Consider the following 12,302-nt stretch of genomic DNA (forward strand, 5'->3'; position numbering starts at 1 on the left):
GAATTTCCCATTAAAAAAGCATCGGAACTATAACCGATGCTTTTTTTATATTGACTTTAGTCGTTTCACAGTCCGCTTTGGTCGTTTGAGCCTCCAAGACGACCCGCTATACTAGATTATGAATATTTTCTTTTTCTATATTGACAAACCGTAACAATACCTAACAACAACAAACCGAAAACGCTCATCTTCCACGTCAAACCAAAGTAAGGCGGTCGATACTTCATTTTGATTTCATTCACGCCTTCAGTCAAAGGAATTCCGAGGAAGGCGAAATTCACTTTTTCTAATGGTACTGAATCACCGTCTACACGTAGCGACCAGCCGAGTTCAAATGGAATCGGAGTAACAATGATTTCACCTGGTTGTTCACTAACCACGGATCCAGTTACATTTCCATTTTCCCACTGAATAGGCAAAGGTTCTTCATTATCATAGAATGTCTTCACTTTTTTCAGCATTTCATAATCTTCCTTGTAGAATCGAATATCGCGTAAATGATAGTTCCCTTTCGGTAGTGTTAATTTAACGAAGTCATCCGCTTTTATTCGGATCGTTAATTGGTTGACACCCGTCCGGTAAATCGACTTTGATGCTTTTCTAAGCGTATTATATTCGTTTATTTCCAATAAAAAACGCTCTGGCTGTTTAATCCCTTCTATGTAAAAAGAAACATAAATATCGCCGTCACCTACGTTTTCATTGAACTGAAAAGTTAGTCCTCCTGATTCAGCGACTTCAAGCAGCTTGCCATCATATTTCGCGTCAAAGGGGGTTAATTCGTAATCAGTCAATTCCAGCACTTGAGGGGGGTCTGTAAATTCATGATCACCCTCGACAATTGCTCCTTGGAGCATCGCATGTTCTCTTGCCAAAATCGGTTCCTCTTTCATTAAGGCACTGTTGTACAGCGTACTTGTTTTTCGGAATGAAGGAAGAAGATAGTTATTCTCATAGGCGCTATAATTCGCTGACTTCTCGACTTCATTAAAACCATAGGGCACAGCTTTTTCATCCTTGTCGCGCATGTAAAATTGGCCGTTCAACAAACTATATAAATTTGTTCGCACGCCTAAAGAAGCGTATCGGCTAACGCTTTCAAACGGCATGTCTATTTGTAAATCTTCGTAATAAAAGTGGAGCAAATGCTTGTTCAGGATGCTCGAGTAAACACTCATCCCATCGAATTCTTGCACAATCGGCGTATTATTTCTTGTAGGCGCAAGCCAATCGATCCTGCTATGCGCATCCGTCGACTGAGCTGTTAACTTGGTGATCAGCTGCTGTTGCTCGGGAGAATTATAGAATTCCGAGTTCATATAGTCTTCGCTGGTCACTTTTGAAGCCGTCGTTAGTATCGTCGCCTGATAATAATTCGCTGTACTTAAGACGATAAAAACAGTTGCAATCATAAAAGAAAGACGGGCTCGTGTTGCATTCAATTTCATCAGCATCACATAAAGTAAAATCGTCAACAATGATAGCAATGGAATTGTAAGTTCAATCCACCTGTCTGGGAATGAACTCCAATCGTAAATGACGACAACTAGGACGACACCTATAAAAGTTGAAGAACCATAGATTACATGGCGCAATTGAAATTCTTTCACATGATCATAGACGCATGCGATAATCCCCGCGAAACATAGGTATAAGAAATGTTCCCAGCGGTATTGCGGAGCGGAAAACCCATTAAAAACACTTCCGATAATCGGACTAAAATGCATTGGCATGCCAATCATGATTAGCAACGCAAAAAAACGAAAGCGTGGATGCTTATATAGCGTGAAGAAAAAAAGTGCAATAAACACTATTGCTGGCAAATAAATAATGCGGGCATTCAAAATGATATTTTCCGTGAAGCTGAGTAAAGGAATGGCGTCATCAAAAGTAGGACGCGAATTATTCAAATAGCCGACAACGCTTGGAATAAAAGCAAAGGCGCTCACGAGAAAGCCCAACAGGCCATACAAACTAAATTGCACACCTTGTTTCCACCATTTTTCTTCATTCGCACTAAAGTTTATAAATAAACGCGTGACGATATAGATAAAAGCGAGCAAAAAGTTTATATAGGAAAAATAAAAGTTTGTGATTAGATTGAAACTAACTGCAACAATAAATAATACGGGTGACTCACGCCGAATAATCTTCTCGACACCCATCAACAATAAAACAAGCCATAACATGCCGTCACTGAAGAAATCCCAATACATGACATGGCGGAAATATATGATGCCCGTCCCGTACACTATCGCCGCCACGCTAGATGCCCGAATCGAAAAAGAAAGCTGGCGGAAAAAAGCCGTTGTAAGAAGAATAATTAATGTTAACCGAAAAATACTGATTGGCAATAAAACATCCGTCCAAAATTGTATATCTGGATGTTGAATTAGTCCGATCCATTCCATAGAAAAGACCACGACAACGACTAGTAAATAGAGGATATTCGTCGTGAAGTAATAGCCCAGTTGAGAGAAAAATCCGCCGCCAAATCCGAAAGAGTCGGAGTAAAAGAAATTTCCGCTCGTATACTCGTTATAGATAAATTGCTTAAAAGGGATCATTTGCGATAACCCATCATTCATCCCTGTCATCAAATTCCCTTTGAAAAATTCGGTAATAAAAAATGCATGGCTAGTAATCGACACTGCTAAGGCGATTAAAATGATCCAGAGCCATTGGCGTTTAGCCTGTTTAGTTGGGTTATCTATCTCAAATTGTTCTTTCATTTCGTTTTAAAACTCTCCCTGTTACAAAAAAAGTAATTGGAACGGTCAATACTAGCGCGGCAAATGGTGCATATAAAGCTGAAAATCCAACAATATCCACAAGCACCCAGAGCGAAATAGCGGTCACAATGATATTCACCGCTTGAGTCACGGGAAACAGGAAAAATGTTTGCCAACTCGGTCTCACATTATAGGTAAAATAGACATTCAAAAAATAAGAGAAAATCATACTAAGTCCAACCGCAATCCCATGGCTGAATAAATAATGGATCCCTATGATTTGCAAGAAAAGATAATAGATTATGTAGTAAACAGCTGTATTGGCAACACCGACAAGGACAAAACGTATAAATTCACGACTCATGGTAAATCCTTCTTTCCCGCTCGCCTTCACTACGCATAATATTTGTATCGTCAATCAAATAATGCGGGCGCTTTTTCGTTTCATTATAAATACGGCCGATATATTCGCCCAAAATCCCAAGACAAAATAGTTGTAGACCGCCCAAAAAAAGAATGGCCGAGATTAATGTAAAATACCCGGGAACGTCGATGCCGAATTGCAAGATTGAGATGAAGCTATAAAGAATATAAAGCAATGAAAGACTCATAATTATAGCCCCGGCATAAAAACATAGCCGAAGCGGTTTCGTATTAAAGGAAACCAACCCGTCAATTCCGTAATTCAACAGTTGTCCAATTGACCATTTAGACTTTCCGTTTTCACGAGCCACATTTTCATAAGAAATCGTTTTTTTCCTCATGCCAATCCATTCATAAAGCCCTTTCGAGAAGCGATTCCCCTCGCTCAACCGTAATAGCGCTTCAACAGCTTTCCGACTGAGTAGCCGAAAATCACCTTCCCCATCGATTAATTTGACGTTTACGGATTGATTCATAAATCGGTAAAATGTTGTTGATAGAAATGTACGTAACTTAGAATCCCCTTCTCGGTTCCGCTTGGCAACGACTTGATGATTGCCTTCCTTGTAGCCTTCAATAAGTTCATGAATTAAGGAAGGCGGATGCTGTAAATCCACATCCATTAAAATGACCGCATCCCCTTTTGCATGTTGAAGCCCAGCATAAATCGCAGCTTCTTTCCCAAAGTTTCTCGAGAATGAAACATACTTGACGAATTTATAATTGATGGCCAAACTTCGTATTGCAGATAACGTCTCGTCCTGACTTCCATCGTCAATGAACAACAATTCAAACGAATAATCGCTACCTTGCATTTGATTGCAAATCGCATCAAAGATCGGCAGGATATTCTCCGTTTCATTATAAGCTGGAAGTAAAAATGTGATTAGCTGATTGCCCAATATTGCACACCTTCTCTTTGTGTATGTGACGGACTTTTCTCAATCTATAATTCTATAGATATGACGTTCGTTTCTAGCAATTCGTTTCAAATGAAAAAAATAGCGTCATTGTTATTATAAGCCAAAAAGTGGAAAGAAAGTATAGAATCTTTATTTTGAATTCTATTGCACGATAATTCTACCAATTATAGAAAGTCGTGCTATTATTATAAGAAGATATCTGTTTATTCATAAAGGAGTTGTGGATATGCCGGTTTATAACAAACTTGTACGCGATCGCATTCCAGAAATCATCGAGATATCGGGAAAGGTTTTTACGACTCGCATTCTTGAAGAAGATGACTATTTGATGGAAATAAATAAAAAGATGCACGAAGAACTTGCTGAATATGAAGAAGCAACGTCAAACGAAGATTCGGTGGAGGAACTTGCGGATCTCCTTGAATTGATTTATGCAGCCGCGAACACTTTTGGGACCACCATTGAAGAGCTTGAGAAAATCCGTATCGATAAAGCAAGGAAACGCGGCGGATTCGATGAACGCATTTTTCTCGTGGATGTAGAAGATGACTGAACCATGCTACGACTACATGCGCCTTTCGAAAGAAAATATTTAACTGCCGACGAATAATTTTTCGTGGGCAGTTTTTTAATAGGTAATTCGTGGGAAGTCAGAAACATAGTGCTAATTCTCTAGAAAGGGTGTATACTAGATTAGTTGATTTGGAGCACGTTACTATAATCAATACTTTCGTCAACACTAGTCCGTTTAGTCAAATGACTAACCTGGCTTTTTCTTATGGAATAAAATAAATGAATTGAGGGATTGTTAGTGAAGGTACAAGATTATGAGCGTTTGCTTCGTATTAAAACAACGGGAATGCGTAGTGGGTTAAAGAAATCGGCTCACCATCACCGTTATGAAGCGACGCCATATTCAGCATTGGATGAACTTTTCTTCGAGTATGATTTAAAGAAATCGGATGTCGTTGTCGATTTTGGATGCGGAAAAGGGCGGGTTCCCTTTTATATTCACAGCCGCTTCCAGACTTTGGTGAAGGGTGTCGAGATGAGTGAAGAACTTCATCAGAAAGCACTTAAAAATAAAGCAAACTACCGCCAGCGAGTAAAACGCGCAAAGGGATCTATCCGCTTTAAAAATAAATTGGCTGAAAATTATAAAGTAAAGCCTGAAGACAATCGTTTTTACTTCTTTAATCCGTTTTCAATTGAGAACTTCAGAAGAGTTGTAAATAATATATTGCTTTCTGTTGAGGAAGAAAATCGCACCGTCGATATCATTCTTTATTATCCAACGATCGAATACATTCGTTTTCTTGAAAGAAGCACGCCTTTTAAAGTTGTACAAGAAATTCGCGTTCCTGAGAAATATGAAAAAGATGATCATAAGCGATTTTTGATTTATCGATATGAAGCTGAATAAACATAGGAAAACCGAGCAAATGGGCTCGGTTTTTTATTTATCGGTTCCTGCAAGAAACTATCATCAATTTACAATCGAATATATTTTCTTTTTAATGGTAGCGCTACTTGTAAACAAAATATAAGTTTCAGTCGTAGTTTTAATAACTATTCTATCGTCAGTACCATAAGGAAACCCAATTCGAATAGCATTCTTTTCTCGACCACTATATGTATCGTCATCTGTCACTTCTACAATTTCAGAAATAGGAATTGCTATTTTAGAAAGTTGCCATTTGATAACGATTTTATCCTTCAATTCTTCAACATTAAGTTCAAACATATTATTATACCTCCACTTCGGCTATTAAATCGAAAGGGCATTTTATTTCACAAACAATGCATCGCAGCTTGTGCTTCATGCCACGGAACTGAATACCCTTTTCCCTTGGCGCAGAAGATTGATGAGGACGTGTATTCTGGATCAGCATTTTTGTCGTATCCAATTTCATCGATTACTTGTTCAGGGTTGTGGCAACGGTCGTAACCGCCGAATTGCAATGACAATATCCCTTTTCCATTGGTGATGGATGCAAAAGTAGGACTGTAATTCATAAAGGTGGCGACGGGTACGCGTCCTTTTATGATTGTTTTGTCCCCGACTGTTTCTGGTGAATTGAATGTGCCGTGCGCTTTTTGAATGTCGGTCAGGACACGACCCATTACATCGATATCTACTTTTATTTTGAAGTCATAATAGGGTTCGAGTAAAATGTTTTCTGCTTGTTCCAGTCCTTGTCGTAAAGCGCGAAATGTCGCTTCCCTAAAATCGCCGCCGGAAGTATGTTCGTTATGGCCTCTTCCTGTCAGCAATGTGATTTTGACGTCTGTTAAGGTGGAGCCTGTTAATAACCCGTGATGATTTCGTTCAAATAAATGGCTGTGAATCAGGTTTTGATTGCCAATAGACAAATCATTGGCATGACAGACGTTGTCGAATGCGATGCCGCTATTTCGGTTGGCCGGCTCAATTTTAAGATGGACTTCAGCGTAATGTCTCAAAGGCTCAAAGTGGCCATAGCCAATGACGGTTGTTTCGATTGTTTCTTTGTAAAGAATGTCTGGGTCGCTAAAAGAAATCGTATAAGAAAAGCGTTCTTTAACAATTTGTTCGAGCACTTCAAGCTGGATGATGCCCATCACATGAACGTGGATTTCTTTAAAATGTTCATCCCAAACCACGCGTAATGAAGGATCTTCAGCATCTAAAAGCTTGAAACAATGCAACATTTCCTTCGGATGGATAGATGAATCATAGACAACTTTGGATGTCAGTGTAGGCACTAAATCGAAACTCGCCTTCTCCTTTAATCCCCCTACCCCATCACCTACATTGGCATTTTTCAAACCTGCCACAGCGAATAATTGTCCGGCATTCACTTGATTGACCGATTCGAAATGACGACTATTATAAAGTCTAATTTGCGTAATTTTTTCCGTCTGGTCTCCAACTTCCACATCATCCCGCACAGTTAGTAAACCGCTGATTGATTTTAGATAGGTGATTCGGTTTCCATTCTCGTCATGCCTAATTTTGTACACGCGTGCCGCGAAATCGCTGTCGTTACAGTATGATGTTTTTGTTAATTGGTCTAGCAAATCAAGGAACTCTGCCACACCTTTATCATGTAATGCCGATCCTGCTGAACACGCAAAGATTTGATGATGTTGAATCATTTCTCGTGCCTTTTCCAGCCACAGATCCTTTTCGTACCCTTTTTCCATATAGTGTTCAAATAAGTCTTCATCGCGTTCTGCAATGAATTCAATTAAATCTTCTTCCATTACACTTTGAGTAAAACTATTCGTGAAGTCATAGACATCTTCCGTTAAGTTTTCTCGAATCTCTTTGATGACATCGGCAACATTCGTTCCTTCTCGATCGGTTTTATTCAGAAAGAAAAAGGTTGGTACTTGGTGTTTTTTAAGCAATTGCCACACCGTTTCGGTATGCCCTTCGACGCCGTCTGCCGCGCTAATAATAACGACCGAGTAATCCATCACTTGTATCGCGCGTTCCATTTCCGGCGAAAAGTCTACGTGTCCCGGTGTATCGATGATTGTGTAAGTAGAATTGTTGTATGTAAATTGAGCTTGATCGGCAAACACAGTTATGCCTCGGTCTCGCTCGATGATATGGCTGTCGAGAAATGCGTCTTTGTGATCAACGCGACCTCTTTGCTGAATGCTGTTTGTATGGTAAAGTAGCTGCTCGGAGAAAGTTGTTTTTCCGGCATCTACATGCGCTAGAATTCCGATTGTTTTGTACATCATATCCGCCCCTGCTACTTTTTTCTTTTTTTCAGAGAGTCTTTAATAAATACAATAAATACTATTATAAAAAATACGAAAAATACGAATGGAAAAACTCTTGTTGGCCAATAATCTCTAGTTAAGAATTCAAATAGAGAAAAAGACAAAGCGAGTAAAATCAAAAGTAACCCCATAAAATTCCTCATATTATTCCCCCATAAACCTATCCGCTTTTATTTGTTTCATACACTTGCCATAAGTATATCATCTCATTGATAAGAATAATTACGAACACACAAAAACCGAGCGAATGGGCTCGGTTTTTCTTTTCCACTTATTTCACTGTTGCCAACACGGTTTCTCTCACTTTTTTCGCAGCCTTCACCATTACTTTCAATGCCCCGATCGTTTCATCTTCTTTTCTCGTTTTCAATCCGCAGTCCGGGTTGATCCAAAATTGTTTTGGTGAAATAGTCGCTAATGCACGCGTAATATTTTGTTCGATTTCCGCTTCGCTTGGTATACGTGGGCTATGGATATCGTAGACGCCTAGACCGATTTCTTTTTTGTACGTATTTTCTTCGAAAGTCGACACCAGTTCACCGTGACTTCTTGACGTTTCAATAGAAATAACGTCCGCATCGAGTCCGTCGATGGCGTCGAAGATTTTATTGAAATCCGAATAGCACATATGCGTATGAATTTGCGTGTCATCTTCGACAGAGGCAGTGGCTAGTTTAAATGCATACACAGCAGCATCTAAATAAGTTTGTTTCTTATCCGCGGCCAAAGGAAGACCCTCGCGCAGTGCCGGCTCATCGACTTGAATGATTTTAATACCGTTCTCTTCCAACACTTCGATTTCTTCACGAAGCGCAAGCGCAATCTGGTTCAGCACAGTGAAACGCGGGACATCATCATGAACGAATGACCAATTCAAAATCGTCACCGGGCCTGTCAGCATTCCTTTCACTGGACGTTCAGTTAACGACTGCGCATACACGCTTTCTTTTAATGTCATCGGTTTGTCGAATGAAACATCACCGAAAATCAGCGGCGGCTTTACGCAACGAGAACCGTATGACTGTACCCAACCAAACTGCGTGACGCCGAACCCATTTAACTTTTCACCGAAATATTCAACCATATCCGTTCGCTCAAACTCCCCGTGAACGAGTACGTCAATATCGATTTCTTCTTGAATCTTAATCCATTTTTGAATGCTATCTTTGATAAACTGCTCATAAGTTTCGTTTGTAATTTCCTTTTTACGCCATTTCGTTCTCGTCTGTCTCACTTCGCTCGTTTGCGGCAAACTTCCGATTGTCGTCGTAGGCAGTAATGGTAAATTGAGGCGTTGGCGTTGTTTTTCCAAACGGATGTCAAATGTAGATGTGCGCTGAACGTCCGCATCTGTTAACGTCGCTAAACTTTCTTTAACTTGTTTATTCGTGCGATAAGGTGAATTATTAAGTAGTTCAAGTTCTGCGCTTGCTATATCCAGTGCCTTTTGAATTTGTGCTTTCCCGACTCGTAATCCTTTTGCCAACGCCACAATTTCTTGAAGCTTTTCATCCGCGAATGATATACCGCCTAGAATGATTGGATCTATTTGTTCTTCCGATGCTTTCGTCACCGGCACATGGAGCAATGAGGAAGATGGTTGAACGATAATATGGTCGCTATCGACATACTTTTGGATTTCTTCCAACAGGGAAAATTTCTCGGATAAGTCCGCTCGCCAAACGTTTCGACCGTCCACAATGCCCGCCGCCAACACTTTGCCTTTCGGGAAGCCGTGTTTTTGGATTAGGGATAATGAATCGCCATGTACAAAATCAAGTCCGATTGCTGCCACTGGGAATTCAACAACTTTTTCATAATCCGTCACTGCTTCAAAATACGTTTGCAAGATGATTTTCAACTTAGGTACTGCTTGATGGATTTCATCATAAGCTTGTCGCGCTAACTCGATATCTGCCGCCGACAATTCAGTCACAAAAATCGGTTCATCGATCTGAACCCATCTCGCACCTGCTTCTTCTAACTCTTTCAACACTTCGATATAAAGCGCTGTAAATGTTTTCAGCAATTGAGGGAAATCTTTTTCATCGAACCCTTTTGATAGCTTCAAATAAGTGACCGGTCCTAAAACGACTGGTTTGCCATCGATGCCGAGTTTTTCTTTCGCTTCTTGATAAAAGGCAAGTGGACGATTTTCTTTCACGGTCGGTTTCGCGTGATTTAATTCTGGAACGATATAATGATAGTTCGTGTTAAACCATTTAGTCATCTCAGATGCAACGGCCTCTTTTTCACCACGCGCAATCGCGAAATAAGTTGATAAATCTACCTTTCCGCCTTCATATCCGTAACGCTCAGGAATCACGCCGAACATAAATGACGTATCAAGAACGTGATCATAAAGGGAAAAATCACCTACCGGTATCAAATCAACGCCTAGGTCCTGTTGTTTCTTCAAGTCGTTTAATCGAAGTTTCGTCGTTTCCGCCAATAATTCTTCCTCTGAACTATCGCCATTCCAAAACTTCTCAAGCGCGCGCTTCCACTCTCGTTTTTCTCCGATTCTTGGGTACCCAATATTTGAACTAATTGTTTTTGTCATGTTATTTCCTCCTCATAATGTTTAATAAACCAAAGTTTTTTCTTGACTTGCTTCTTCTTCTTTCTGATGAATATAGTCCACAAGCGCGACGATCAATTCGTAACGCATGAATGGTGTAATAAAGTAAATCCCGTTAAAATGTTCAAGTGCGGTATCCACCAACTCTTTGGATATTTGGATGCTTTCCGCGGCCGATTGTTCGCGGCTACCGCTTGCGGCGCGCATGCGTTCACGCACTTCATCAGTCAACTTGATGCCCGGCACTTCATTATGCAGAAACTCGGCATTTTGCGTTGAAGTGAGCGGCATGATTCCGATATAAATGGGAACATCGAGATGTTTTGTCGCTTCTTTCAATTCGATGATTTTCTCACTGCAATAAATCGGTTGCGTTAATACATAGTTCGCACCATTGGCGATTTTTTTCTCGAGACGTTTCACTTCAATTTCCAATCGGTTCGCGTTCGGATTGCAAGCAACCGCGATATTGAATGAGGTAGAATGTTTCAGCGTTCTTCCTGATGTCAACATGCCATTATTAAATTGCCGGATAAGCTGAACGAGTTGAAATGAATTTACGTCAAAGACGGATGTCGCGCCCGGAAAATCACCGAGTTTCGACGGATCCCCCGTAATCGCCAATATTTCATGAATGCCCGATGTATGAAGCCCCATCAAATGAGATTGAAGCCCAATTAAGTTGCGGTCCCTACAAGCAATATGAACGAGCGGCGTGATGCCGATTTTTCTTTTAATAATGGACGCAATAGATGCATTGCATATTCTCGGCGATGCGAGTGAATTATCCGCCAACGTAATCGCGTCCACACCCGCTTCCTTTAACTTCCTCGCACCCTCTAAATACTTTGTGATATCCAAATGTTTCGGCGTATCTAGTTCAACAATAATGGACGTGCGTTCTTTGACGATTTCATGAAGCGGTTTTGCCTGCCTGGTCCGACTAGACGTCTCAACGACAGGACGCTTTCTCGGCAACACTTTCTTTTCTGTCAGCGGCGAGAGACCTTCAATTCCTTTCGCGATTGCTCGAATATGGTCGGGTGTCGTTCCACAACAACCGCCGATGAGTCGAACACCTTGATTTCTAAAGTCCCGGGCACTACTTTCAAAATAGAACGGTTTATTTTCGTAAAACAATTTCCCATCCCGATACTCCGGCAAACTCGCATTCGGATAAGCAGCTAGAAATGCTTTCTTCGGTAAAGGGACTTCGCGCAACGATTGAATCATATGATGAGGGCCTAATCGGCAATTAATCCCGACGACATCTGCCCCCAATTGTTCGAGCGTTTCTAGTGCATTTGGTAATCGTATGCCATTCTCTAAAATACCTGCCTCATGCATTGAAACATTGGTGATAATCGGAATGTCCGTTTCTTCACGGGCGATTTTTAACACGGTCGTTAATTCATCCAAATTATAATAAGTTTCTAAAATAAGGCCGTCGACACCTTCAAGCAGTAAGCAGTAGAGTTGCTCCCTGAATCCGCGCTTAATTTCTTCGTCGGTGCCGAATAATGTTTGCGTGCCGTGAATGCCGCCGATATTTCCGATGACAAACGCTTTGTCACCTGCCGCCTTTTTAGCGATTTTAACGGCTTCAGCATTGATTTTCTTCACTTTTTCTTCTAATCCATACCGGGCGAGTTTGCTGTAATTTGCGCCGTATGTGTTCGTTTGAATGACATTCGCGCCAGCTTCGATATATGCTTTATGGACATTGTAAACTTGTTCGGGATGTGTAATATTTAATTCCTCGAAACAACGATCTACACCGTTTGCATATAAAATCGTCCCCATGGCCCCGTCGCCAATTAATATTCTTTCTTGTAAAGATCCAAGTAAATTCAATGCCTACACTCC

At 40.6% G+C, this 12,302-nt stretch carries 9 protein-coding genes; 2 read left to right on the forward strand and 7 right to left on the reverse strand.

Annotated elements, in window-relative coordinates:
* Positions 1-116: 116 nt before the first annotated feature.
* The 3 genes from JSQ81_RS10080 to JSQ81_RS10090 are packed head-to-tail and all read right to left on the reverse strand — an operon-like array spanning position 117 to position 4,057.
* Positions 117-2,732 (reverse strand): YfhO family protein, encoded by a 2,616-nt coding sequence (locus JSQ81_RS10080; RefSeq protein ID WP_212607468.1) that lies wholly within the window; start codon positions 2,730-2,732, stop codon positions 117-119.
* Complete coding sequence (locus tag JSQ81_RS10085; protein ID WP_212607469.1) at positions 2,716-3,096, reverse strand: GtrA family protein; 381 nt, start codon at positions 3,094-3,096, stop codon at positions 2,716-2,718. The genes JSQ81_RS10080 and JSQ81_RS10085 overlap by 17 nt, the downstream gene beginning before the upstream one ends.
* The gene (locus JSQ81_RS10090) at positions 3,086-4,057 is read right to left on the reverse strand and encodes a glycosyltransferase family 2 protein (protein WP_212607470.1); all 972 of its coding nucleotides are present in this window, start codon (positions 4,055-4,057) and stop codon (positions 3,086-3,088) included. The genes JSQ81_RS10085 and JSQ81_RS10090 overlap by 11 nt, the downstream gene beginning before the upstream one ends.
* Before the next feature lie 247 nt (positions 4,058-4,304).
* On the opposite strand from JSQ81_RS10090, the gene JSQ81_RS10095 reads away from it, so the two are divergent.
* Entirely contained in the window at positions 4,305-4,631 is a 327-nt protein-coding gene (locus tag JSQ81_RS10095; protein WP_212607471.1) for a nucleoside triphosphate pyrophosphohydrolase, read from the forward strand.
* A gap of 258 nt (positions 4,632-4,889) precedes the next feature.
* Positions 4,890-5,501 carry a class I SAM-dependent methyltransferase gene (locus JSQ81_RS10100; protein ID WP_212607472.1) on the forward strand — a complete coding sequence of 204 codons (612 nt, stop codon included), beginning with the start codon at positions 4,890-4,892 and terminating at the stop codon, positions 5,499-5,501.
* Positions 5,502-5,564: 63 nt separating this feature from the next.
* On the opposite strand, the gene JSQ81_RS10105 is transcribed toward JSQ81_RS10100, so the two are convergent.
* The 4 genes from JSQ81_RS10105 to JSQ81_RS10120 all read right to left on the reverse strand — a co-directional run bounded on the left by JSQ81_RS10105 (position 5,565) and on the right by JSQ81_RS10120 (position 12,290).
* Positions 5,565-5,822, reverse strand: a complete 258-nt coding sequence (locus tag JSQ81_RS10105) for a SunI/YnzG family protein (RefSeq protein WP_212607473.1) — start codon at positions 5,820-5,822, stop codon at positions 5,565-5,567.
* 47 nt (positions 5,823-5,869) lie between these two features.
* Positions 5,870-7,810, reverse strand: a complete 1,941-nt coding sequence (locus tag JSQ81_RS10110; protein WP_212607621.1) for a GTP-binding protein — start codon at positions 7,808-7,810, stop codon at positions 5,870-5,872.
* A 316-nt stretch (positions 7,811-8,126) separates the two neighbouring features.
* On the reverse strand, positions 8,127-10,418 hold the full coding sequence (metE, locus tag JSQ81_RS10115; protein WP_212607474.1) for a 5-methyltetrahydropteroyltriglutamate--homocysteine S-methyltransferase: 2,292 nt from the start codon (positions 10,416-10,418) through the stop codon (positions 8,127-8,129).
* A gap of 21 nt (positions 10,419-10,439) precedes the next feature.
* Complete coding sequence (locus tag JSQ81_RS10120; protein ID WP_212607475.1) at positions 10,440-12,290, reverse strand: bifunctional homocysteine S-methyltransferase/methylenetetrahydrofolate reductase; 1,851 nt, start codon at positions 12,288-12,290, stop codon at positions 10,440-10,442.
* Positions 12,291-12,302 lie beyond the last annotated feature (12 nt).

The organism is Sporosarcina sp. Marseille-Q4063 (assembly GCF_018309085.1).
Classification (GTDB): Bacteria; Bacillota; Bacilli; order Bacillales_A; family Planococcaceae; genus Sporosarcina.

Excerpts from the sequence above, each read along its gene's own strand:
- JSQ81_RS10080 (WP_212607468.1), bottom strand. The coding sequence starts at position 2,732 with ATGAAAGAACAATTTGAGATAGATAACCCAACTAAACAGGCTAAACGC.
- JSQ81_RS10085 (WP_212607469.1), bottom strand. The coding sequence starts at position 3,096 with ATGAGTCGTGAATTTATACGTTTTGTCCTTGTCGGTGTTGCCAATACA.
- JSQ81_RS10095 (WP_212607471.1), top strand. The coding sequence starts at position 4,305 with ATGCCGGTTTATAACAAACTTGTACGCGATCGCATTCCAGAAATCATC.
- JSQ81_RS10105 (WP_212607473.1), bottom strand. The coding sequence starts at position 5,822 with ATGTTTGAACTTAATGTTGAAGAATTGAAGGATAAAATCGTTATCAAA.
- JSQ81_RS10110 (WP_212607621.1), bottom strand. The coding sequence starts at position 7,810 with ATGTACAAAACAATCGGAATTCTAGCGCATGTAGATGCCGGAAAAACA.
- metE (WP_212607474.1), bottom strand. The coding sequence starts at position 10,418 with ATGACAAAAACAATTAGTTCAAATATTGGGTACCCAAGAATCGGAGAA.